General features: G+C 60.0%; 20 protein-coding genes. 10 read left to right on the top strand and 10 right to left on the bottom strand.

Features of this window, described 5'->3' with window-relative positions; genetic code table 11:
- The first annotated feature begins 123 nt into the window (after positions 1-123).
- The 5 genes from INHI_RS0113605 to INHI_RS0113585 all read left to right on the top strand — a co-directional run bounded on the left by INHI_RS0113605 (position 124) and on the right by INHI_RS0113585 (position 7,202).
- Complete coding sequence (locus INHI_RS0113605) at positions 124-1,083, top strand: dihydrodipicolinate synthase family protein (protein WP_014879166.1); 960 nt, start codon at positions 124-126, stop codon at positions 1,081-1,083.
- Positions 1,074-2,018 (top strand): proline racemase family protein, encoded by a 945-nt coding sequence (locus tag INHI_RS0113600; protein ID WP_014879167.1) that lies wholly within the window; start codon positions 1,074-1,076, stop codon positions 2,016-2,018. Before INHI_RS0113605 ends, INHI_RS0113600 begins: the two co-directional genes overlap by 10 nt.
- Positions 2,018-3,448 carry an aldehyde dehydrogenase family protein gene (locus tag INHI_RS0113595; protein WP_027247998.1) on the top strand — a complete coding sequence of 477 codons (1,431 nt, stop codon included), beginning with the start codon at positions 2,018-2,020 and terminating at the stop codon, positions 3,446-3,448. Before INHI_RS0113600 ends, INHI_RS0113595 begins: the two co-directional genes overlap by 1 nt.
- A gap of 53 nt (positions 3,449-3,501) precedes the next feature.
- Entirely contained in the window at positions 3,502-4,752 is a 1,251-nt protein-coding gene (locus INHI_RS0113590; protein ID WP_027247997.1) for an NAD(P)/FAD-dependent oxidoreductase, read from the top strand.
- A 167-nt stretch (positions 4,753-4,919) separates the two neighbouring features.
- Positions 4,920-7,202, top strand: a complete 2,283-nt coding sequence (locus tag INHI_RS0113585; protein ID WP_027247996.1) for a methyl-accepting chemotaxis protein — start codon at positions 4,920-4,922, stop codon at positions 7,200-7,202.
- Positions 7,203-7,346: 144 nt separating this feature from the next.
- On the opposite strand, the gene INHI_RS0113580 is transcribed toward INHI_RS0113585, so the two are convergent.
- The 8 genes from INHI_RS0113580 to INHI_RS0113545 form a co-directional block, all read right to left on the bottom strand.
- The gene (locus INHI_RS0113580) at positions 7,347-8,498 is read right to left on the bottom strand and encodes a M56 family metallopeptidase (RefSeq protein ID WP_027247995.1); all 1,152 of its coding nucleotides are present in this window, start codon (positions 8,496-8,498) and stop codon (positions 7,347-7,349) included.
- On the bottom strand, positions 8,488-8,883 hold the full coding sequence (locus INHI_RS0113575) for a BlaI/MecI/CopY family transcriptional regulator (protein WP_014873615.1): 396 nt from the start codon (positions 8,881-8,883) through the stop codon (positions 8,488-8,490). The genes INHI_RS0113580 and INHI_RS0113575 overlap by 11 nt, the downstream gene beginning before the upstream one ends.
- Positions 8,884-9,039: 156 nt before the next feature.
- The gene (locus INHI_RS0113570) at positions 9,040-9,318 is read right to left on the bottom strand and encodes a DUF2160 domain-containing protein (RefSeq protein WP_027247994.1); all 279 of its coding nucleotides are present in this window, start codon (positions 9,316-9,318) and stop codon (positions 9,040-9,042) included.
- The gene (locus tag INHI_RS0113565) at positions 9,318-10,115 is read right to left on the bottom strand and encodes a carbohydrate ABC transporter permease (RefSeq protein WP_008561997.1); all 798 of its coding nucleotides are present in this window, start codon (positions 10,113-10,115) and stop codon (positions 9,318-9,320) included. Before INHI_RS0113565 ends, INHI_RS0113570 begins: the two co-directional genes overlap by 1 nt.
- A 14-nt stretch (positions 10,116-10,129) precedes the next feature.
- The gene (locus tag INHI_RS0113560) at positions 10,130-10,993 is read right to left on the bottom strand and encodes a carbohydrate ABC transporter permease (protein WP_014873617.1); all 864 of its coding nucleotides are present in this window, start codon (positions 10,991-10,993) and stop codon (positions 10,130-10,132) included.
- Positions 10,993-12,108 carry an ABC transporter ATP-binding protein gene (locus tag INHI_RS0113555; RefSeq protein ID WP_014873618.1) on the bottom strand — a complete coding sequence of 372 codons (1,116 nt, stop codon included), beginning with the start codon at positions 12,106-12,108 and terminating at the stop codon, positions 10,993-10,995. Before INHI_RS0113555 ends, INHI_RS0113560 begins: the two co-directional genes overlap by 1 nt.
- Positions 12,109-12,115: 7 nt before the next feature.
- Positions 12,116-13,192 (bottom strand): ABC transporter ATP-binding protein, encoded by a 1,077-nt coding sequence (locus tag INHI_RS0113550; RefSeq protein ID WP_027247993.1) that lies wholly within the window; start codon positions 13,190-13,192, stop codon positions 12,116-12,118.
- Positions 13,193-13,345: 153 nt separating this feature from the next.
- Positions 13,346-15,079 (bottom strand): ABC transporter substrate-binding protein, encoded by a 1,734-nt coding sequence (locus tag INHI_RS0113545; protein WP_027247992.1) that lies wholly within the window; start codon positions 15,077-15,079, stop codon positions 13,346-13,348.
- A 327-nt stretch (positions 15,080-15,406) separates the two neighbouring features.
- Here INHI_RS0113545 and INHI_RS0113540 point away from each other — a divergent pair, with 327 nt between their 5' ends.
- Positions 15,407-16,537, top strand: coding sequence for a THUMP domain-containing class I SAM-dependent RNA methyltransferase (locus INHI_RS0113540; protein ID WP_027247991.1), 1,131 nt, complete (start codon positions 15,407-15,409; stop codon positions 16,535-16,537).
- 31 nt (positions 16,538-16,568) lie between these two features.
- Here INHI_RS0113540 and INHI_RS0113535 read toward each other — a convergent pair whose 3' ends face one another.
- Entirely contained in the window at positions 16,569-17,477 is a 909-nt protein-coding gene (locus INHI_RS0113535) for a 2-dehydro-3-deoxygalactonokinase (RefSeq protein ID WP_036767087.1), read from the bottom strand.
- Positions 17,478-18,286: 809 nt separating this feature from the next.
- On the opposite strand from INHI_RS0113535, the gene INHI_RS0113530 reads away from it, so the two are divergent.
- From INHI_RS0113530 to INHI_RS0113520, 3 genes are all read left to right on the top strand, one after another.
- Positions 18,287-19,012: a sugar transferase gene (locus INHI_RS0113530; protein WP_027247989.1), complete on the top strand. Its 726-nt coding sequence runs from the start codon at positions 18,287-18,289 to the stop codon at positions 19,010-19,012.
- Between the two features lie 74 nt (positions 19,013-19,086).
- Positions 19,087-20,160: a CpsD/CapB family tyrosine-protein kinase gene (locus INHI_RS0113525; protein WP_027247988.1), complete on the top strand. Its 1,074-nt coding sequence runs from the start codon at positions 19,087-19,089 to the stop codon at positions 20,158-20,160.
- Between the two features lie 72 nt (positions 20,161-20,232).
- Complete coding sequence (locus INHI_RS0113520; RefSeq protein ID WP_027247987.1) at positions 20,233-21,519, top strand: GumC family protein; 1,287 nt, start codon at positions 20,233-20,235, stop codon at positions 21,517-21,519.
- A 33-nt stretch (positions 21,520-21,552) separates the two neighbouring features.
- Here INHI_RS0113520 and INHI_RS0113515 read toward each other — a convergent pair whose 3' ends face one another.
- Positions 21,553-22,917, bottom strand: coding sequence for an oligosaccharide flippase family protein (locus INHI_RS0113515; RefSeq protein WP_014879180.1), 1,365 nt, complete (start codon positions 22,915-22,917; stop codon positions 21,553-21,555).
- A gap of 144 nt (positions 22,918-23,061) precedes the next feature.
- Between INHI_RS0113515 and INHI_RS0113510 the strand changes: the two genes are divergently transcribed.
- Positions 23,062-24,279, top strand: coding sequence for a glycosyltransferase (locus tag INHI_RS0113510; protein ID WP_027247986.1), 1,218 nt, complete (start codon positions 23,062-23,064; stop codon positions 24,277-24,279).
- Positions 24,280-24,284: the final 5 nt, after the last annotated feature.

Here is a 24,284-nt window from a genome sequence, read left to right as displayed (position 1 = left end):
TCGTGGGGGAAGTAGGCATAAATCAGATATTGAATATTGGATCCAATATGCATTATGAAGATCCCATCAGCGCCGGGCACCCCTTTCGGGCTCGGGTTCAAATCCATTGGAGAGGATCCAATCATGACAAACCCTGTATTTTCCGGCTGCATTCCGGCCCTGATGACTCCGTGTACTGCCGACCGGCGCCCGGATTTTGATGGGCTGGTGAAAAAGGGGCAGGAGCTGATCGCCAAAGGCATGTCCGCAGTGGTCTACTGTGGCTCCATGGGTGATTGGCCACTGATCAGCGATGCTGAGCGGATGGAGGGGGTGGCCCGCCTGGTTGCGGCTGGCGTTCCGACGATTGTCGGCACTGGTGCTGTCAACACCACACAGGCCGCAGCCCATGCCGCCCATGCTGCTGAAGTCGGGGCCGCCGGTCTTATGGTGATCCCGCGCGTCTTGTCACGAGGCAGCTCGGTGGCCGCACAACGCGACCACTTTGCCGCTGTGCTGTCTGCTGCGCCAACGCTGCCGGCGGTGATCTACAACAGCCCCTACTATGGGTTCGCCACCCGGGCGGATCTGTTTTTTGATCTGCGTCAGGATCATCCAAATTTGATCGGGTTCAAGGAGTTCGGTGGCGCTGATGATCTGCGTTATGCGGCCGAAAACATTACCTCCCAGGACAGCAGCGTCACCCTGATGATTGGTGTCGATACCACTGTATTCCACGGCTACGTCAATTGTGGGGCCGGGGGCGCGATCACGGGTATCGGGAATGCGCTGCCGGATGAGGTTCTGCATCTTGTCGCCCTTTGCCAACTCGCAGCGAAAGGGAACGCCACCGCACGGCGTCAGGCCCTGGAGCTGGAAGCAGCGCTGGCGGTTCTCTCTTCCTTTGATGAGGGCGCGGATTTGGTCCTGTACTATAAGCATTTGATGGTGCTGAATGGGGATGGCGAATACCGCCTGCACTTCAACGAAAGTGACCGATTGAGCGCCAGCCAGCAGGCCTATGTCGAGGCACAATACGCGCTGTTTCGCAGCTGGTATGCGGATTGGAGCCAGCAGCCCGACATTGCCGCCCTATGCGCGTAATCGACAGCCATACCGGCGGAGAACCGACCCGCCTGATCCTGTCTGGCGGGCCGGACCTCGGCGACGGATCGCTGACGGACCGGGCGCACCGGCTGTTTCGCGATCACCGCGATTTCTGCAGTGCGGTGCTGTCCGAGCCGCGCGGTCACGACGCTATGGTGGGTGCCTTATTGGTACCGCCCACCGATCCGATCGCCGCGGCAGCGGTGATTTACTTCAATCCGATTGGGCCTCTGGGCATGTGTGGTCACGCCACCATTGGGGCGGCCGCGAGTCTGCATCATCTGGGCCGTCTTGATCTGGGGCGACATCATATCGAGACGCCGGTCGGCACCGTTGGCGTGCATTTGCAGACAGCGAACAGGGCTGCCGTCGAAAATGTTGAGAGTGATCGATATCGCGCGGGTGTTGCGGTGGAGGTGCCGGGGCAGGGACGGATCTCCGGTGATATCGCCTGGGGCGGCAATTGGTTCTTTCTGACTTCTGATGTCCCGGCACCGTTAACGCTGGCGCATGTCGACCGGCTGACCACCAGCGCTGTGGCCTTACGGCAAGCCTTGGCCGAGCAGGGGATCACCGGCCGCGATGGGGCCATGATTGATCACATCGAATTTGTCGGACCACCCCTGACCAGCATCGGCCATGCGCGCAACTTTGTTCTCTGCCCCGGCACGGCTTACGACCGCTCCCCCTGCGGCACCGGGTCTGCGGCAAAGCTGGCCTGTCTGGCAGCAGACGGGGACCTCGCGCCGGGTGTGACCTGGATACAGGAGAGCGTGATCAGCAGCACCTATGCGCTGCACTATCGCCCAGGCCCTACCGGAGGCGTGATTGCGACGATAACCGGCACGGCCTTTGTGACCGGCGACACTGTTTTGAACTTTGATCCTGCCGACCCTTACCGGGCGGGGATCACCAGCCAAGAGGTATACTGATGGAATACAAGAACCTGATCGCAGGCGACTGGTCAGAGACCGTTGCCGCCGCCGCAAATATCAATCCCTCCGATACGCAGGACGTGTTGGGATACGCCGCCAATAGCCCGGCGGAGGATATGGAACGCGCGATTGCTGCTGCCCGCGACGCTGCCCCGGGATGGGCGTCCAGCACACCGCAACAACGATTTGATGTGCTGGACGCCATCGGAACCGAAATTTTGGCCCGCAAGGCTGAGCTGGGAAAGCTGCTCTCTCGCGAGGAGGGTAAGACCCTGCCCGAAGGGATTGGTGAGGCCGCGCGGGCCGGGCAGATCTTCAAGTTCTTTGCAGGTGAAACCCTGCGGCAGGCGGGGGAAATCCTTGGGTCAGTGCGGCCCGGTGTCGGTGTCGAGGTGACGCGTTCTCCAGTGGGCGTGGTCGGCCTGATCACCCCGTGGAACTTTCCCATCGCCATTCCCGCTTGGAAGATCGCGCCGGCCCTGGCCTACGGCAATGCCGTCGTCCTGAAACCGGCTGAGTTGACGCCGGGATGCGCCCATGCTCTGGCGGAGATCATCAGTCGCTCGGGTTTGCCGGAGGGTGTATTCAACATTGTGTTCGGCACAGGCAGCACGGTTGGTCAGACGCTGGTGCAAAGCCGTCATGTGGATGCCATATCTTTCACCGGTTCGGTTGAAACCGGCAGCGCCATCGCGGCGGCCTGTGGGGCGCAGCGCAAGAAGCTACAGTTGGAGATGGGTGGTAAGAACCCGATGGTGGTGTTGGATGACGCAGATCTGGAGACGGCGGTGGACGCCAGCCTCAACGGTGCGTTTTTCTCCACGGGTCAGCGCTGTACCGCATCCTCGCGTTTGATTGTGACCGAGGGAATTCACGACCGGTTTGTTGCGGCGCTTGGGGAGCGGATGACGGGCCTGCGGGTTGGCAACGCTCTGGACGACAGCACTCAGATCGGCCCGGTTGTGGATGAGCGGCAGTTGGAGAAGGATCTCTACTATCTCGACGTAGCCGCCAGCGAGGGCGGGCAGGTGCTTGGTGGTCAGACGCTTCAGCGCAGTACGAAGGGGTTCTATCTGGCGCCCGCGCTTGTCACTGAAACGTCGAATGATATGCGGATCAATCAGGAGGAAGTCTTTGGTCCGCTCGCTTCGGTGATTCGCGTGGCGGACTATGACGAGGCCCTGGTGGTGGCCAATGACACGCCTTTCGGTCTCAGTGCGGGGATTTGCACTGGATCTCTGAAATATGCCACGCATTTCAAGGCACATGCCGAGGCCGGCATGGCGATGGTGAACCTGCCCACTGCGGGGGTTGACTATCACGTGCCCTTCGGCGGCACGAAGGGGTCCAGCTTTGGTGCCCGTGAACAGGGCAGCCATGCGAAAGAGTTCTATACCAAGGTCAAAACCGCCTATACCCTTGCGTAAAGACGGTCAGGTGGCGGGGTGAGAGCCTCGCCATCGCTATGAAGGCGGGGCAGATGACAAAGACAGTTGTGGTTATTGGAGCGGGTGTTGTTGGTGTCAGCGCCGCGCTGCGCCTGCAGAGCGAGCTGGCGCCAACGGGCGGGCAGGTCATCCTGCTGGATCGCAAGGGCGTCGCCGAAGAAACATCTGCTGGCAATGCCGGAGCTTTTGCATTCACCGATCTCGAACCACTTGCCACACCGGGGATCATGAAAAAGGCCCCGGCCTGGCTGCTGGATCCGCTTGGCCCGCTGTCGGTGCCGCCGGCTTACGCTCTGCAATTGACGCCTTGGCTGATCCGCTTTTGGCGGGCCAGCTGGCGGGACCGATATCAGAAGGTGGTCAGCGCCCAGGCATCCCTGATGCAGCTGGCGCAGGCGGCGACCGAACGCCAGATCACCGATACCAAGGGCGAGGCAATGATGCAGCGCGACGGTGCTTTGCAGCTCTACGAATCCGAAGGTGAGTTCGCCGCCAGCCAGCGCGGCTGGCAACTGCGCCGTGATCACGGCATCCGGTTCACCCTGTTGCATAGCCCTGCCGAAATTGCCGAGATCCAGCCGGGGCTCAGTCCCCGGTTTACCCATGCAGGTTTCACCCCCGACTGGATGAACACCTGCGATCCGAAAGCCTGGGTCGAGCACCTCTTTCAGATTTTCATGGCGCGGGGCGGTCAGTTGCGCCGGGCAGAGGTGCGTGATCTGGAAACTGGCGGTGAGGACCTGTGTCTTCTGACCGATGGTGAGAGTGTGCGGGCCAACAACGTGGTCGTGGCCGCAGGTGCGTGGTCGCATCATCTGACCCGTGGTCTGGGTGACTGGCTGCCGCTGGAGACGGAGCGCGGCTACAACACGACCTTGCCCGCAGGCTGCTTCGATCTGCGGACGCATATCACCTTTTGCCGTCATGGCTTTGTGGTTAGCCGTATCCGCGGTGGTGTCCGGGTCGGGGGCGCGGTCGAACTCGGAGGGCTGAAACGGCCTGCGAACTTCAAACGCGCCGATACGCTTCTGGCGAAGGCCGCGCGGTTCATGCCGGAGCTGGACACGGCAGATGGCACCCGCTGGATGGGGTTTCGTCCGTCACTGCCTGATAGCCTGCCGGTGATTGGTAGCGCCAAGAACGATGCGCGGGTGGTCTATGCCTTTGGTCATGGTCACGTCGGGCTAACCCAATCGGCCGCCACGGCGGAGCTGGTCGCCGATCTGGTGCTCAGGCGGGATCCGGCAATTGATCTGGCGCCGTTTGCGCCGGACCGTTTCTGATATCTTGACACGGATTCAACCTTGATACGGCTGCGAGACAGGGCAGAACGTCGCCTTCGCTCACAATGTGCGCAAACCGACCGTGAACGAAATCGAAGGAATTGCATGGCTATCTCTTGGGTCATTCGGTCGCATGGCGACAGAATCGGCACTATCAAGGAGGAGACATGCGCGTCATGCCCAAGGCCCCGAAACTTTCGCTCAAGCTGAAATTGCCCCTGATCATGGTGGCCCTGACAGCAACGTTTCTGGTGACAGTCTCATTTCTCGTCTACTCGATGGCGGAAAAGAGCATTCGCGATTTTGTCTACGCCTCGAAGGAGACCACGGCCCGCTCCGGTGAGCAGGCGCTGACGTTTATGATGGAGGCCGCGCGCCGCGACCTGTCGATCAATGCCTCTCAGCCGACAGTGTTCCGCGCCATCAACAACTTTGACCGCGTGTACAAGATGATCGAAGAGGAGCCGGTCGGCTTCTTGCGGCGTCACTACATCGAAGAAAATCCCAATGCCGCGAATGAACGTCATTTGCTGAGCGACCCAGGCGACGGATCGTATTACAGCCAGTCGCATGCCACCTACCACCCGACGTTTCTGCAGTCTTTGCAGGTCAATGGCTATGAGGATCTCTATCTTCTGAACGCGTCTGGTCAATTACTCTATTCGGTCAAGAAGCGTGAGGATTTCATTCAGCAATTTGGCTCTGGGGACAATGCGGATAGCGGTCTGGGGCAGGTCTTCAATGCCGCGCTCAATGCTGAAGCCGGTCAGGTGGTGACCGCTGATTTTGCGGCCTACACGCCAGGGGGCGGTGCTGCTGGCGCCTTCATGGGAGTGCCGGTTTTTAACAAGAAGAAAGAAGTCATTGGCGTGATGGCGGTGCAGATCTCCAGTGCGTCAGTTGTGACGGCGCTGACATCCAACATGAAGGTTGATGGGCATCAGAACATCTTCCTGGTGGGCAGAGACGGTATCGCGCGCAGCCCCTCCGTCATCGAAGGTCAGTTCGCCACGGGTGACCAGCTGCCCGACAGTGCCGAAATCAAGGCAGCCAGCGCCGGTGAGGCCGGGATGTTTGAAGGCTCGACATCGGTGTCCGGCGAACAGGTGATCGCTTTGGTTAACCCTTTGAATATTAATGGGTTCGACTGGTCTTTGGTGCTTCAGACTGATGAGCAGGAAGCCTTTGCCGAGGTGACGGAGATCCGGCTCGTAGCCATGCTGATGATCGGTGTCTCGGTTTTGATTGCGATTGTGGTGTCTTTTGTAGCCGCGCGCCATGTCACTCGCCCTATCCTGGCCCTGCGCGAGGCGACCAATGCGCTGGCCGAAGAAGACTATGCGAGTGAGATCAGCGGTCGTGATCGCGGCGATGAGTTGGGTGATCTGGCTCGAAGCCTGGACACCTTCCGTGACAAATTGCTGGTCGCTGATGAGGCGGCAGACCGTGAGGAAGAGGCGGCTAAACAGACCGCCGCAGTGGTTGAGGAAATGAGTGGTGCCCTGGCCGAACTGCAACGGGGCAATCTGGCCTGTGATATCGGGCAACCTTTTGTTGAGCATTACGAAATCCTGCGGGAGAATTTCAATCGCAGCCTTGTCAATCTGCGTGACTCGCTCGCGGAGGTGGTGGACGCCGCCCATAACGTCGATAAGTTCTCGGAAGAGCAGCGCGCCTCTGCGGAGGAAATGGCGCACCGGACAGAATCTCAAGCGGGCACTCTCGAGGAGACGGCCTCAGCGCTACAGGATCTGACCAATAGTATTCGCGAGACCGCTGACCGGGCTGGGCAAGTGGATGAAACCATGCGCGGCACTCGCAATGAGGCCGAGCACAGCAACCACATCGTCACCTCGGCGGTGCAGGCGATGGACCAAATTCAGGAGGCCTCGCAACAGATTTCGCAGATCATCAATATGATCGACGATATCGCCTTTCAGACCAATCTGCTGGCGCTGAACGCTGGCGTGGAGGCCGCGCGCGCGGGCGAAGCGGGCGCAGGCTTCGCGGTTGTGGCTTCAGAGGTGCGCGCCCTTGCTATGCGGGCTTCCAAAGCGGCGGGTGAGATCAAGGGACTGACCACGGCCAGCGAGGAGCATGTCGCAAACGGTGTCGCCATGGTTGGCCGCGCGGGCGATGCGCTGAGCGGGATCATCGACAAGGTCACAAATGTCTCTGACCTTATCACCGAAATCGCAGAAGGCGTGCAGAAGCAATCCAAGGGCTTGGAAAACATCAACAATGCCGTTGGGCGCTTGGATAGTACCACCCAGCAGAACGCAGCGATGTCCGAAGAAGCCTCCGCCGCCAGCCAGCTGCTCCAGAATGAAGCGCAGGCGCTTACCGGAGTGGTGTCGCGGTTTCAACTTGGAAATGGTGCCGCGCATGACAATGTAGACGACTGGGGAACGGTTGATGATGCCGGAAAAGGGGCCCACTCCTATGGCTGACCTGTGATGGGCCCGTCAAAATGGATACGCTTGGCAACATGCACGATCTGACTGGCCGCATCTGGGGTAATGTCGACTGCGCTCGCGCATCGACCCTGTCAGATCGGGCTGACTCGGCTTAGTTCAACAATGAGCCCGGCAGGCCTATTTACTCAGGGTCATGAACCCACCTTGCAGCGCCGTCACCGCCGTCTGGCTAGTCTCAGGCACGGCGTTACGATGGGCCATACGCTCAAGATTGACGATCGTCGACAGCATGATGCGGTCATGGCTCCAATCGCCGGGGCGTTGCATTAGCAAGGCGGTGGCCAGCACACCCGTCGCCAGCATGGCGGAAACCAGCATCCAGCCGAACAGATGCGTGTCCTGTGGTTGCGCTGCGGTGACCACATCAATCCGCCGCGCCAATGTTGCCCCGCGGCGCACCTCGCGCCGATCAACCAAGGCCACCGACGGGCTGCGCTGCACAAACCGGATCGGATCCTGCGCCGCCAGTGCGCAGGCCCGGATCAGGCATTCGCAATAGGCGCGAATATCACGCTGCCCGCGGGTCATCAGCGCCTGATCGCAGGCGAATTCCCGCAGCATACGGACTTCGCGCCGCCAGAGGTGATAGGCCGGGTTCCAGAACAGAAGCGGCCGCAGTGCCTCCAGAAGGAATTCGCATTCAACGTCCCGCTGACGGAAATGTTGCAGCTCATGGGCCACGCTCAACCGTAGATCCGACGGGTTGGTGATCAGCGCCGATGGCAGCACAACGTAGCGGGTGAACAGGCCGCGGGTGGAGAAGGCAACGGTACTCTTATCGCTGATACGAATCTGAACGCCGCCCAGATGTTTCCAGACATAGGCCTGTTGCAGCGATGCCCGCAGCCGCAATGCCGCCAATGTCACCTGCGCCACCGATACTAAGGCCCCGATGATCAGCGCTGCTATCGCAAGCTGGGCCCAGAGACTGCTCTGTGCCATCAAGGTCCGTACCAGATCCTCGCGCAGGCCAAGAATGCTCTCAAACCGTGTGGCGCTCATGTTGACATTGCCCTGCAGGTATTGCGACACCAGCATGTCCGACAGGGTCGGTGGCTGTGACACAACATAGGTTGTCAGTGCGACCACCAGCATCGGGGACAAAGTCAGCAAAAGCGTCATGCCATTTAGCAGGCGCAGCTGCGGGCGGAACGCGGGGCCTAAACGGCTGCGAGTCAGAACTGCCCGTAGGGTCAGCCAAAGCGCAATGCCAGCAATAAGCAGCAGATTCAGGTCAATATAGGCGTTCAGAAAACTCTCAGCGTTCATCGTCCCCCAACCTTTCATTCAGCAAGGCCCGTATCTCCACGAGCATCTCGTCGGTGACATCTTCATCGTCCACCAGGCGGGCTACTAGGGCCGCCGGGGCGCCGTTGAAGAGCTTGCTCGAAAGGTTCTTGAGAGTGGTTTTCTGATAATCTGCCTTGGGTACCGCTGGGCGGTAGACCAAGGATCTGTCAGCTCGTTCGCTGGTCAGAAACCCTTTTTGTTCCATAATTTTCAGCACGGTTGCGACCGAAGTATAGGCGCGTTCCTGACGTTTGTTCAATTCGGCCAGAATATCGCGCACCGTACCGCCGCCGGTTTCCCAAACAACGGTCATGAACTCGAGTTCAACCTCTGTCAAAAGCGGGTTGTCCTGTTTCTTTCGCATCGTGTGGTGTCCGGTTCTCTTAGGCTTTGATCATGCTAGGGGATCGCAGGTGCATTTGAAAACTATTTTTTTAGAAGTTCAGCACCCAGGCCGCAGGTGTCAGGCAGAACGGTATGTGACAAGGGGCCCTGCAGACAGGGCCCCTTCTGTTCAGTTTCACACTTTCCAGAACGTGAAGGCGAACCAAGCAATCGACAGGCCCAGCGGCCACCACAGCGGCATTCCCACCAGTCCCAGCCAGGCCAGGAAAATGTAGGAGGTGCCCAGCAGGCTGATGAACAGCCGGTCACCGCGGGTAGTGACCAGTCCCAGCACACCTTTGCGGGTGTCACCACCGGGACTGCGGACTTCCAAAACGATCAGCAGGCCGATGGCCGAAAAGATCCCGATAAAGACCAGTGCCGTGGGCCAGGTCCAGGCCATCCAACTCAGCATTATACCCTCCCCATCGCAAAGCCTTTTGCGATGTAGTTGCGGACGAAATAGATCACGATCGCGCCCGGAATGATTGTCAGTGTACCGGCAGCCGCCAGCAGGCCCAGCTCATAGCCAGCGCTTGAGGCGGTCTTGGTCATGGTGGCCGCAATGGGTTTTGCGGCAACGGCGGTCAATGTCTTGGCCAGCAGCAGCTCCACCCAGGAGAACATGAAGCAGAAGAACGCTGCCACACCGACGCCTGCCTTGATCGACGGAATGAAGATCGTGGCAAAGAAGCGGGGGAAGGAATAGCCGTCCACATAGGCGGTTTCGTCCAGTTCCTTGGGGATGCCACCCATGAACCCTTCCAGGATCCAGACTGCCAGCGGAATGTTGAACAGGCAATGCGCCAGAGCTACCGCGAGATGGGTGTCGAACAGGCCGACAGCGGAATAAAGCTGGAAGAACGGCAGCGCGAACACCGCAGCCGGCGCCATCCGGTTGGTCAGCAGCCAGAAGAACAGCTGCTTGTCGCCCAGAAAGCGGTAACGCGAGAACGCATAGGCCGCAGGTAGGGCAACAGCGACAGAGATCACCGTATTGATCGACACATAGATGATCGAGTTGATGTAGCCCCAGTACCAGCTCGGATCGGTGAAGATCGTGGCATAGTTTTCCAGCGTGAAGGTCTGCGGAAACAGCGAGAAGCCGGACAGGATTTCATTCGTCGTCTTGAAGCTCATCGCGACCAGCCAATAGATCGGCAGCATGAGGAACAGGATATAAACGATGGGGACGATGGTACGTTTTTGCATCGAAGTATCCTCCTTTAGTTTTGATCGTCTTTGGTCATGACGGTGTAAAACAGCCAGCTGACCAGAAGCGTAATTGCAAAGTAGATGAGGCTCATCGCGGCCGCTGGACCGAGGTCGAACTGGCCAAGGGCGATTTTCACCAGATCAATCGACAGGAGCGTGGTGGAGTTGCCGGGGCCACCGCCGGTCAGGACAAACGGCTCGGTGTAGATGTTGAAACTGTCCATAAACCGCAACAGGATCGCGATGGTCAGAACGGTTTTCATCTTCGGCAGCTGAATGAAACGGAAGACAGCCCAATTGGAGGCGCCGTCGATCTTGGCCGCCTGGTAATATGCGTCGGGGATCGACACAAGACCGGCATAGCTCAGCAGTACCACCAGCGAGGTCCAGTGCCAGACATCCATAGTGATGATGGTCACCCAGGCCGCAATCGGATCCTGTGTCATGTCATAGTTGATGCCCAGCGTGTGGTTCAGGAAGTAGCCCAGCAGGCCGATGTCGGGCAGTGTGAAGATGTTCCACATCGCACCGACCACATTCCATGGGATCAGCATCGGCAGCGCCATCAGCACCAGGCACACCGGCACCCAGAACCCCTTGCGCGGCATCGACAGCGCAATGGCGATGCCCAGCGGGATTTCGATGATCAGGATCAGGAAGGTGAACATGAACTGACGGCCAAGCGCCGCATGGAACCGGTCCGACCTCAGGATCTGCTGGAACCAGTCCAGTCCCTGCCAGAAAAAGACGTTGTCGCCGAATGTCTCCTGAACGGAGTAGTTGACGACGGTCATCATCGGGATCAGCGCGTTGAAGGCAACGAGCAGAAGGACAGGCAGGACAAAGAACCACGCCTTTTGGTTTTCGGTTTTCATTATGCCTGCTCCTCGGTCTCAGTCTTGGTCTCGGTGGCAGATTGGGCAGCTTCTGTCGCGATCCAGCCATCGACATAGAGCCGGGTCTGATCCTGACGGAAGGACAGGTGGACGGCCGCACCCTTGGCTGGGCCTGCGCCTTCGACCACAGCGTTGATCCGCTGACCTTCGGCTTCGCATTCCACAACTGTGTGGCGGCCAACATCCGAAACCTTGGTCACGGTTGCGGGCAGGCCGCTGTTAGTGAGGGAAACAAACTCTGGCCGGATGCCGACCTCGGTCTTGCCTGCGGCGTCCCCTTTAATCGGGCCTTCCAGTGCGACAGGATGGGCGCCGATATAGGGCTGACCGGCGCGCAGGTCGCAAGGCAGCACGTTCATACCCGGCGAGCCGATGAAATGGCCAACAAACGTATGTGCGGGGCGTTCGAACAGTTCAACCGGCGTACCGATCTGAACCACTTCGCCCAGCTGCATCACCACAACCTGATCGGCAAAGGTCAGCGCCTCTGTCTGGTCGTGGGTCACGTAAATCATCGTGGCCTTCACGCGCTGATGGAGTTCTTTCAGCTTTGAGCGCAACTTCCACTTTAGATGTGGGTCGATCACAGTGAGCGGTTCGTCGAACATCACCACATTCACATCCTCACGGACCAGTCCGCGACCCATGGAGATCTTTTGCTTGTTATCCGGTGACAGGCCCGCGGCCCGCATCGTCAAGAGATCGGTCACTTCCAGCATTTCGGCAATGGCCATCACGCGCTCTTTGACCGTGGCCTCGTCCCGACCGCGGTTGCGCAGCGGAAAGGCCAAGTTATCGTAAACGGTCATCGTGTCGTAAATCACCGGGAACTGGAACACCTGCGCAATGTTGCGCTGATCTGGTGGCAGCTTGGTGACATCCTTGCCGTCAAACAGGATCTGTCCTTCGGATGGCACCAAAAGGCCGGAGATGATGTTCAGTAGCGTGGATTTTCCACAGCCGGACGGACCAAGCAGCGCATAGGCACCACCGTCGGTCCAGTCCAGATCGATTTCCTTCAGGGCGTAGTCGGACGCGCTTGACGGGGTCGGCATATAGCTGTGCCGCAGTTTTGAGAGTGTAATCTTAGCCATTTGCGCCTCACGCCACGCGGGAGCCATCAGGGGCAAACACATATGCCGCCGACGGATCCATATAGAAGTCATGCTGCTCACCCACTTCGTAGGGGTGAACGCCTGCCGAAAGGGAAACCCAGCTGCCGTGGTCCATATCCAGCCCCATGTCGAAATGGGCGCTGCTTTCGGACCCCGACAGCTCCGTCACCTGCACCTGACCAGACAGCTGCACCGTGGTAAGCGGTGTCGCCACCGGCAGCACGTGGTAGGGCCTGATCGCAATCGTGTAGGGCCCATCCGCAAGATCTGCCGCTGCGCCGGTCAGGGACCAGCTGACATCCGGGCCAAGGCGCGCAGTGCTGCCCTGTTTCACGATGGGGGCTGTGTTGATCGGCGGATCAGAGAACACGCGGGCCGCTGCTACATTGTCGGGATTGCGATAGATATCAGCGGTGGTGCCAAACTGGGTTACGCGCCCATCCTGCATCAGGGCGGTTTTGCCCCCTAGCAGCAGCGCTTCTTCCGGTTCGGAGGTTGCATAAACCACTACGGCGCCACGCCCGGCGAATAGCTCAGGCAGCTGATCACGCAGTTCCTCGCGCAGTTTGTAGTCCAGGTTCGCCAGCGGCTCATCCAGAAAAACTGCACGGCTTTCCTTTGCAATCGCACGGGCCAGCGCGGTTCGCTGCTGCTGACCACCGGACAATTCATGCGGGCGGCGATGCAGCATCGGGCGCAGCTGCAGGATATCGGCGGCTTCTTCGACCCGGCCTTCAATCTCGGACTTCGCCATTCCAGCCACTTTTAGCGGCGAGGCGATGTTTTCGTAGACAGTCATATGGGGGTAGTTGATGAAGAACTGATGCACCAGGCTGATGTTGCGTTTTTGGGTGCTGAGCGCGGTCACGTCCTGGCCATCCATCACCACCTGTCCGCTGGCAATCGGGTCGAGGCCGGCCATCATCTTGATGAGAGAGGTCTTGCCAGACCCGGTGGCGCCCAGAAGGACGTTGAAGTGACCCGGTTCCAGCACAAGGGAGGTTTCCTTGATATGCAGCTGGGCGCCGACGCGTTTGGTCACATTTATGAGTTCGAGTGCCATCTTGCTTTGACTTTCCGGCGGACGGCCTGTTGCGCGCGGCATGCGCGATCATTTTTAGGGGAAGGGGGTGCCCCGGAGCGGGCCAGCCAAGCTCCGGGGCGAAAGTAGGGAGCGCAGCGGATAGATCCGCACGCTCCCCACGGGGAGGAGGGGTTACTCAGACGCCCAGCGGGCAACCAGCTCGTCATAGTTGACGGTCTGACCCTGAGGCTTCTCGTTCTCCAGTTTCGGCTTGGCGCCACCGTTGGCATACCACCACTCGGCGTCTTTCTCTTCGTTCAGACGCGGGCCGCAGCCACCGTAGACACTTGCCTGCTCGTCTGCACGCTGCATACGGGCCATGGTGATGTCCATTTCTTCGGCCAGACGGTCCATGGCTTCCTGCGGAGTGAAGGCGCCGGAGTTGACGTCACCAATCTGCTGCCACCAGATCTGGGCCAGCTTCGGATAGTCAGGCACGTTCACGCCGGTCGGGGACCATGCAACGCGGTCGGGCGAACGGTAGAATTCGACCAGACCACCCAGCTTGGGTGCGCGCTCGGTGAAGCTCTCGTGGTTCACGGAGGAGTCCCGAATGAAGGTCAGACCAACGTGGGATTTTTTCACGTCGACGGTCTTGGACACAACAAACTGGGCATAGAGCCAGGCCGCTTTGGCGCGATCCACCGGGGTGGATTTCAGGAAGGTCCAGGATCCAACGTCCTGATAGCCAACCTTCTGGCCTTCTTCCCAGTAGGGACCATGCGGGCTGGGCGCCATCCGCCACAGCGGGTTGCCCTCGCCGTCAACAGTGTTGTTGCCTTCGGATTGCGGCTTCACCATATCGGCGGTGAACGCAGTGTACCAGAAGATCTGCTGAGCAACGTTGCCTTGTGCCAGGGCGGGCAGCGACTGGTAGAAGTCATAGGATGCGGCACCCGGAGGGGCGAATTTGCGCAGCCATTCATCCCACTTGCGGATCGCATAGACCGCAGCCGGACCGTTGGCAGCACCACCGCGGGTCACGCTTGCACCGGCAGGGTTACAGGAATCCGCTTCCATGCGGATGCCCCATTCGTCGATCGGCACACCGTTCGGCTCACCTTTCGAACCGGCACCGGCCATCGACAGCCAGGCATCGGTCATACGCCAGCCAAGGTCAGGCGCGCGCTTACCGTAGTCCATGTGACCAAAGATTGTGGTCCCGTCGATTTCCTTCACGTCGTTCGAGAAGAATTCGGCGATGTCTTCATATGCGGACCAGTTGACCGGAACACCCAGATCGTAGCCGTATTTTTCCTTGAACGCGGCCTGCAGGTCTTCGCGGTCAAACCAGTCCTTGCGGAACCAGTAGAGGTTCGCAAACTGCTGGTCTGGCAGCTGATACAGGTCGCCATCGGGACCGGTTGTGAACTGCGTGCCCATGAAGTCGCCCAGATCGAGTTCTGGGTTGGTGACGTCAAAGAAATCACCTTCCATCATGTCGGTCAGGTTATACGCCAGCTGCAGACGCGAGTGGGTGCCGATCAGGTCGGAATCGTTGACATAGGCGTCATAGAGGTTCCGCTTGGTCTGCATCTGGGTCTGCACAGCCTGAACCACTTCGCCCTCGCCGAGGATCTGATGGTTCACCTTGATGCCGGTGATTTCCTCAAATGCCTTGGTCAGAACTTCGGACTCATAGCTATGCGTCGGAATGCCTTCAGACAGGACGTTGATTTCCATACCCGAGAACGGTTCGGACGCTTTGATGAACCACTGCATTTCCGACAGCTGTTCGTCCTTGGTCAGAACCGAGGGCTGGAATTCTTCGTCGATCCATTTCTTGGCAGCGGCCTCATCGGCATAGGCTGCCTGTCCCGCGACCACGGCAATAACCGCGGCTGCGGACAAAAGATACTTACGCATCTTTCTCCTCCCTAGTGATTTATTGTGGCCAGAGATGCCTCGTTGCACCCGGCTGACAAACAGGTTCCACACCGGGGTCTGCCTTGTCAAACTAATTTTTTAGTTTGACGTAACGATATGATTTTAAAGTACAATGAATTCTCCTTTAGGGTGAGTTCTTCAATCGCCTCGCAGGGATTGCCCGTGCTGCGTTGCGGCAAATGCGGCAGGAATCCCAATGTGCGGGATCCGAACCAAGTTGCGGGTGGTCGCTGGCGGCTGGGGCGGGCAGGGAAGCGGGTACACTTTGACGTCGCTGACAATGGTTTTTACCGTTAAGGAGAGGCCATGGACACAAACGATACATTCGAAATTTTCCTGACCGCCCCGCCGGGGATGGAGCAGACCCTCCAGCGCGAAGCGGCGGAGGCCGGGTTTGCAGATGCAAAAACCGTGCCCGGCGGCGTCACTTTTGAGGGGGACTGGCACGATGTCTGGCGCGCCAACCTGCAATTGCGCGGCGCCGCGCGGGTCTTGGCGCGGATCGGATCATTCCGGGCCTTTCACCTCGCCCAACTGGACAAACGGGCGCGCAAATTTCCCTGGGCCGATGTGCTCCGCCCCGATGTCCCGGTACGGGTTGAAACCACGACCAATAAGAAGTCGAAGATCTACCACGCCGGCGCCGCCACCCAGCGGATCGAACGGGCCATAACCGAAGAGCTCGGGGCACCGATTAGCGCCGATGCGCCCATCACGGTGAAGCTGCGGATTGAGGATAACCTCTGCACCTTCAGCGTCGATACTTCGGGCGAGGGGTTGCACAAGCGCGGCCACAAGACGGCCGTGGGCAAGGCGCCGATGCGCGAGAACCTCGCGGCCCTGTTCCTGCGGGACTGCGGTTATGACGGGCAGGAACCCGTGGTGGATCCGATGTGCGGTTCCGGCACCTTTGTGATTGAGGCCGCGGAAATCGCGCTTGGCCTGTTGCCGGGGCGCAGCCGCAGCTTTGCCTTCGAACAGATGGCCAGCTTCGATCCCGAAGGCTGGGCGGCGTTGCGGGCGCAGGAAACACCACGCGCGACCCGCGCCCGCTGCTTCGGGTCAGACCGTAACGCCGGTGCTGTTGAGATGGCCGCCGCCAATGCAGAGCGCGCAGGCGTTGCGGATTTGGTCCAGATCACACAGCAGGCGGTCAGCGATTTGACGCCGCCAGATCTCGGTCCGAATGAGACGCCGGGACTGGTGATCGTGAACCCGCCCTATGGCGCACGTATCGGTAACAAGAAGCTGCTCTACGCGCTGTACGCCGCCCTTGGGGAGACGTTGATGGCCCGTTTCAGAGGCTGGCGGGTTGGTATTGTCACCAGCGAAACCTCATTGGCCAAGGCCACTCAGTTGCCGTTCAAACCCTTCGGCCCTCCGGTGGCCCACGGCGGGTTGAAGATCCGCCTGTTCCAGACGGGTCCGCTCCCCTAGGAGTAGAGCCCGCAGTGAGGAGGGGCCAGGGTCAGGAAGTCATCGCGCGCCAGGCGCTGACAAGGCCCGCCAGGGCCATGCGGTCGGCATCCGTCCGCGTCACCGGCACCCCCTGATGGTCAAGTGCCGCCTGATAGAGCGTGTCGAGCGGTGCGGGCGCAATCAGGGCAACATTCTGCCCCAGCCAATAGGGGCGCGCTGCGGACAGTTCGGCCCCAAGAAGCAGTCCCCACAAACGGGCGGCACCCGTATTGCCTTGCGCCCCCTGTGTGGCTTGTAGCTCCGCCAACCGCGCCGCCAGCGCCTCCGGCTTTGATTGAACGGTGTCCATAGATGCCGTCAACTCAGCGCGCTGTGCGCGATCATATACGGGCGTGCCGCCGATGCCGAGGCACGGGGCCAGGCCGTGCCAAAGCTGCGGCGTCAGAAAGCTTTGAAAACTGACCACCTCATTTGCACTGATTAACGCCCAATGGGTTGTCGCTCCGGCGACACAGATCACGCCGTCCCAATCCGGGTTGAGACTGAGAAACCCGGCAATGCGATTGCAGGCACCGCGCATCACTGCGGGCGGGGTGGCTTGTGACAGCCCGCCGAGCAACCGTAGCGGATGCGTCCCAAGCGTGGCATCGCCCATGGGCCGCGCCGCCACTTTCGCAGGCACTGTGATGGTCCCGGTATCGCCGCCGCGCAGACTGTCATCGCTGAGCAGGATCGGCGTATCAGCAGGGCAATCGCGCAGCTCGCTGATCGCGGCAGTGACATCCGCCATCAACTCGCCGCTTGATTGGGCGGAGACCTGCTGTCGCGCCTCCCCCTCGTGCATCAGCCAGACCATGATCCGCCCGTCTGCATGATCCGCCGCGATCCAGTTGGCAGACTTGATAGCGGGGTATCCGGCGGGAGAGGCGGATGATGGGTCGGCAGATGCGGCGCACATAGTTTCGTCCTTTGGTCCTGATCGCGAGGTAGGGTGCCAGCGGCATTTCGGGAATACGGCGGCACCAGATGGCGGTGGCACTCCCGCTCTCCTTGCCAATCTTAGGGCCGATGATCAACGCTGGTCCTGACACCCTCAGATGTGCTCGCTGAATTGCCCGTCCGATGTGTCAAAATAGGTTAACAAAACCTATGGCGCGAAAGGTATGATTAATATCGCCTTTGGGCTGTGTTCTGGTTTGACTCGAAATTATCCCTGAGTCTTGGCTGATTCCTTATACTTTTGGGTAGGCTGTGCGGATAGTTCCTATCCTTTTGAGGAATTGTTTCTCAACTGGCGCCCTGATTTACTCAAATTTGAGCAAATAGCGCCCTCTCTCGGTTTTTACTGAGATTTGTCTAAAATTGCTTTATTAAGAAATTGCCGCAACTGCGGCTTGGATGGCGACCTAAAAGGGCCGCCTGATTGGGACGAAGGTTCCAGCCGCATGGGGGTGTGGCTGGAGGAAAACCATCGATCTTGTTGGACTTGGGACCCGAGGCGCTGCCGTGTCGGGATACTCAGATTGGTGCGAGTGCGCCCGCTTTTTGCGGGGGCAAAGACGCTGTTGTTTCAGCGCAGAGGTGAAGGGCCGCGGGGGCGGCTCCAGATTGGGGTTGGAGATGAAGGATTTCGTGCAAGAGGGGGCTGCACGCCCGTCCGGTGCTGTGACCGGTCGGGCCAATTGGTCCCGTTGGCCGTCACTCGGCAACGGTTGTCTGGTTGCTCTCGTGGGTGATGCCCCCCTCATTGGGACGGGTGTTGCCAATATGAACGCTGAGCTTTCGGCGTCGCCAGCGTCGCCACGGCGGAGCGCAACCGGTTCTCTGAAGATGTCGCATGCTGTGGCTGGTGCAGTCGGTGGGGGAGCGGGCGTTACGTCGCAGAGTGGCTATGCCATCTTTGGAAAGCGCTGTCTGGATATTGCCTTGGTGCTTCTGACTTTGCCGATCAGCCTGCCTCTGATCCTGATGGCAGCGCTTGCGCTGTGGCTCGAGGGTGGCAATCCGTTTTATACGCAGGACCGTCTTGGTCAGCGCGGTCGGGTGTTCTCTATCTTGAAACTGCGCACCATGGTTCGCAACGCTGAACAGCTGCTGGAACGCCATCTGGCCAGCGATCCGGCGATGCGGCGTGAATGGGATGAGACGCAGAAACTGAAAGAGGATCCACGCATCACCCCGGTTGGTCGCTTTTTGCGCACAACTTCGCTGGATGAGCTGCCGCAGCTTTGGAACGTACTGATTGGCGAGATGAGCCTTGTCGGCCCGCGCCCAATGATGCCGGATCAGCTGCCGCTCTATGGTGATGCCACCGCCTATTTCGATCTCAAGCCCGGAATTACCGGATTGTGGCAGGTTTCCGTTCGCAACGAGAGTGGTTTTGCTGTGCGAGCCCGTGCTGATGCTGACTATCACGGTGATCTCTGCCTGCGCGCTGATGTCGATCTCATCTGGCGCACCGTGGGCGTCGTTCTGCGGGGTACGGGATATTAACCGTCCTGGGCTAACTGTGATGGCCGGGCTATAGGCGCGTTCTGCCGAACGTGGTAGAACTGCGAGGGGGTTTCATGAAAGATGTGATGACCGGACCGGAGACCCTAGGCAGCTGTGCACAGAAACTGGAATGGGACGATCCCTTCGCGATGACGCAACAAGGCTTCAAGAGATTTCGCCGCCGCAAAGGGCGCGACACCTCGGCACCAGAGCATGACTCCGCTCTGTCCGGGCAGGCCGACTCTGTATCACCGACTTCGCACAGCAGCGAAACAAGCGCCCGTAATATGGCGGCCTCAGCCGTCAAAGCCACCTCGCGCCTGTCGCAGGACGGGGAGCATAACCGCTTTGCCCGCCGCCCAAAAACTGGCAGGAGACAACCGATTGAGGGGCTTGCGGAGACTGACCCCCAGCCACCGCGCCTGCCGGCGCCCCTGCCTGAAGTCTGGGAACGGCTCCACCGGGTGCCACTGGATATCCGCGGGCATCAGGTCGCGCGCTCTCCGCTGGTCAATTTCTTCCGCAACTCACCAACTGCAAATGCCTTTGATCTCCTGCGCACGCGGTTGCTGCACAGTCTGAAGGTTCAGGGCTGGAAACGCGTGGCTATCGCAGCGCCGACAGCGGGCTGCGGTGCAACGTTTTCCGCCGTCAACCTTGCACTCAGCATGGCGCGGGTTCCCGGCACTCGCACTGTGTTGATGGATTTGAATTTCCGTCGACCTGGTGTTGCGGCAGCGCTGAAACTGCCGCCATCAGGGGACATGCCGGGATTTTTGGCCGGGGAGCTGACGCTGCCTGAACACCTGATCCGGCCAGCCGCCTCGCTTGCGGTCGGGCTGACGGCGGCGCCAGATCGCAACGCTGCTGAAATCCTCCATGACGGGCGCTGCGCCAGTGTGATCGATGACATGGTGCTAAGCACCGGCGCCGATGTCGCATTGTTCGATCTACCGCCGGTCCTCGAACATGATGATGCCGCGGCCTTCCTGCCGCAGGTGGACGGGGTTCTGCTGATCGCCGACGGCACCCGCACCACTGCCAAACATCTTGCCGCCTGTGAGAAGCTGATCGACGGCCAGACCCAGCTGCTTGGCGTCAGCCTGAACCGGGCGCGCGGCGCTGGCCTGCTGCAATATGGCCAGTAGATGCCGCCACAGGCCCCGGTGCCGCCCTGCAATCTGACATTCACCTAACCGTAACCAACGACGAGCCGAGACATGGGACCGATCCGCACTCTGGATGACATATTGGACATGCTGCGTCGGCGCGCGTCGGTGATCTTCTGGGTCATCCTCCTTGGCGCTATGGTGTCGTTATGGGTGGCGGCCAAGCAGCAGCATTTCTACGAAAGCTCGGCAGTCCTGCAGATCACCCGGCCAAAGATCGCTGATGAGTTGGCCAAATCCACCGTCGATGGGTCGTCCGCACGTCGCTTACAGCTGATCGAACAGCGCCTGATGGCCCGGGGGTCGGTTCTGGATATCATCGAAAAATTCGGCCTCTATAAGGACCTGCCGGGTCTGGTCCCATCGGAGAAGGTGGCCTTGTTGCGGGAATCCGTATCGCTCACCGGGGTGGCCGCCGCGCGGGAGGGGTTTGCCGATGATGGCACGATATCGGTGCTGACCATCTCCGCCCTGATGCCGACGCCGGAGCAGGCACAGGCGGTCGCCAGCGAATTTGCCACCCGTACGATCGAACTCAGTCAAACATCCCGGATTGAGCAGGCGCGCGAGACCCTGACCTTCTTCGTGGAGAAGGAAACCGCCCTCATCAGCGAAGTGGCTGAGCTGGAGAATGAAATCACCGCTTATCGCAATGCCAATAATGTTGCATTGCCCGGCGGGATTGAGATGCGACGGGAAGAGATTTCGACCCTGAACACCGGCCTGCTGGAGATCGAGCGTGAGCAGATCGAATTGCGCAGACAGGCGGATCAGACCACCTCGAACCAGCGTCAGGCAACCGCACAGCGGATGCTCGAAGTTTTTGAGGAGAAATTGGCCACGCTTGATGCTCAGCGGGATTTGCTGCTGAACCGTCGCAGCGCTCTGGAGCGTTCGCTGGAAACCACGCCGGAGGTGGAACGCCAGTTGGGGGTTTATGAGCGCCGGATGGGTCAGCTGCAGACTGAACTGGAACTGATCTCCCAGCGCCGCACCGAGGCAGAGGTCGGCTTCCGTCTGGAAGCGTCACGCCAGTCAGAGCGCCTGACGGTGATCGAATCTGCACCGCTGCCAGATTACCCTGCCACAGGCGGGCGTAAGAAAAAGGCCCTGATGGGCGGTGTTGCCAGTATCGGATTGGCGTTGGGCATTGCGTTTCTGTTGGAACTGCGGCGTCCGGTTTTGCGCAGCGTGGTACAGATGGAGCGGGAAACCGGTCTGACACCTGTTGTCGCAATCCCCTATCTCGACACCTCTTCCAAACGCCGCGGCTTCTTTGCGCGGCTGCGCATGGCTTTTGGCGGGCGGCGACGGTCAGGGACCGAGCCAAGCGGTTGAGCTCAGCCACGCAAGGTCGGCAGATGGCAGGCGTCAACCGACCGCGTTGATCATCTCTGCCAGCCGTCCCCAGTGCCACCAGATCGCCGACAGTCCAACAACCGCTGCCAGACCGGTGAACAACAGGTCATGCAGCGGGTCCCAGACATGATGTTTGGTCGCCAGCCAGATCATCACCGGATAGGCCAGCACCATCGCCAGCGCGAGTGCGGCAATCCCGCCGGTTAGGCCAAACAGGATCACCCCGGCCAGAAACAGCCCGGTCTGCGCCATCGCCCGCGCGGCGGTAAAGAAAAAGAATGATCGGCTGTCCCCAGCAGCCAGGGCGGCCTGATCATAGGTCATGGTGATGACCGCAGGCACCATCGCCAGCGCAATCAGCACCACCATAGGACCGGCATAGGCATAGCGCGCATCATAGAGCAGATCGACAAGCCATGGGCCAAGCCAGGCCATCGACAGCAGAATAGTCAGGATCATCGCGCTGAGGCCGGCCCGTAGCTGTCGTTGTTTTCGACGGTATTCAGGTGCGACATGTGCAGGCTTGTCGCGATAGACCGGAATCATCAGCCGCTGGTTCACTGCATGCCCCAGTGCCATCGGGAAACTCGCCAGGAAAAAACCGATATTATAGATGCCCAGGACATCCAGCGGGACAAATTTGCCCAGAATGGCCCGATCCCCCTGAGACGTCAGAAACCAGAAGGCGGTGGACAGAAAGATCCATTTGCCAAAATGCAGCAACTCCTTCAGCGCCTTGGCCTCCCAACGAAACTGGCTGCGTCGTCCGGGCAGTCCCAGATGCACCGCAAGCAGAAACGCTGCCGCCTGCAGAACACTGCCAAGTACCAGCGCTAGAACCGATTGTGTCCACCAGGCCAAGAGGACCATGGCGCCGATACCAATGGCTTGGCTGAGCAGCTCCAGCGCCGTCAGTCGCCCGACCAGAAGATGCCGATGCGCGGTCTCGACACGGATCGGATCAAAGCCGTTGATCACCAACGCGATCCCGGCAATCGGCAGATACCACAGCAGTTCGGGCGCATCGTAAAATTGCGACACCGGCCAGGCCAAGAGCAGCGTCAGCCCCCAGAGCGCGAAACCGCGCACCACCTGAACGCTCCAGGCCGTGTCGAGGAAATCCGGATCGTCACCGCGTTTGCTCTGCGCGATCGACGGCCCGATCCCCATGTCCGAGAACAGCGCCAGCCCGGTGATCACAACACTGACCAGCGCCATCAGGCCGAACGCTTCAGGAAACAGCAGGCGCGTCATCACCAGATTGGCCGCCAGCCGCAGGGCCTGACTGCCGCCATAGCCCATCATCAGCCACGAGGCCGAGCGCAGTACGCGCGCTGCGAGGCTTTCACCTTGGAAGAGCGACAGGACTTGCTGCATCAATATCCTCGAATTTTTGCGATACACTTGCGACACTGATCCTCAAAGGCGTCAATTCCACGGCACCTTCGCGGCAATGCTGGGCAAGCGCCGCAACTGACGATACCCTACGATAACTCTTGCATAAAATGGGCCGTCGTCCTCGTGAAAATAGCGTATATACTGAATACCTATCCGCAGCCGTCGCATAGTTTCATCCGGCGCGAGGTGCAGGCACTGGAGCGTCAGGGCCATATGATCCACCGGATCGCCATGCGCCGGTCCGGCGCGCCTTTGGTCGATCCCGGTGATCAGGCTGAACAGGACCGCACCACCTATGTGCTTGAGGCCGGAGCGCCGAAATTGGCCGCGGCACTGCTGCGGTCCTGTATCCGGGCGCCCGGTTCGGTGATATCTGCATTGCGTATGGCCTGGCGGCTGGGCGCTGCCTCGCAGGTTGGTCGATTGCGTCACCTGATTTATCTGGCTGAGGCGGCCTATGTCGCCGATTATGCCGTCCAACATCAGATCGCCCATCTGCATGCACATTTCGGCACCAACGCAACGGCAGTTGCAATGCTGGCAGAGGTTCTGGGGGCGCCGGGTTACAGTTTCACCACCCATGGCCCGGAGGAATTCGACGCGCCTGAGCCGCTGTCGCTGGGGGAGAAAGTCGACCGCGCCAGATTTGCTGTCGCCATCAGCAGTTTTGGCCGCAGTCAGTTGAGCCGCTGGGCTGCCTTTGGCAGCTGGGAGCGACTGAAGGTGGTACATTGCGGGATTGAACCCGCGCGCTTTGCCGATCCAGCGCCTTTGCCCGAGGGACCGCTTCGCCTTGCCGCGATTGGTCGGTTTGTGGAACAGAAGGGCCAGATGGTGCTGATTGAGGCGATGGCGCAGCTGGTCGCGGATTACCCTCACCTGCATCTGGCGTTGATCGGCGATGGTGAAATGCGCCCCGATCTTGAGGCGGCCATTGCACGCCATGGGTTGGGCGATCATGTGACGCTGACCGGGTGGCTCTCTGAGGCAGAGGTGAGGGGAGAGCTGGCGCGCGCGCAGGCGCTTGTGATGCCTTCCTTCGCCGAAGGCCTGCCGATGGTGGTGATGGAAGCCATGGCCGCGGCACGCCCGGTGATTGCAACCTATATTGCAGGGACGCCGGAACTGGTGCTGCCGGGAGAAACCGGCTGGCTGGTGCCAGCTGGGGATCCGGGCGTTTTGGCGCAGGCAATCCGGGACCTTGCCGCCACGCCCCATGCTGAGCGGGTTGCCATGGGACAGGCCGGGCGCGCCCGTGTGCTGCAGCGTCACGACAGTGATATCGAGGCGGCGAAACTGGCGCAGCACTTCCAAGCCGCCCTGCCACGGGAACCGGGCTAGGCCCT

Source organism: Phaeobacter inhibens DSM 16374 (assembly GCF_000473105.1).
In the GTDB taxonomy this organism is placed as follows: Bacteria; Pseudomonadota; Alphaproteobacteria; order Rhodobacterales; family Rhodobacteraceae; genus Phaeobacter; species Phaeobacter inhibens.
Note: the sequence above shows the minus strand (reverse complement) of the source record. Positions and strands in the feature narration are given on the sequence as shown.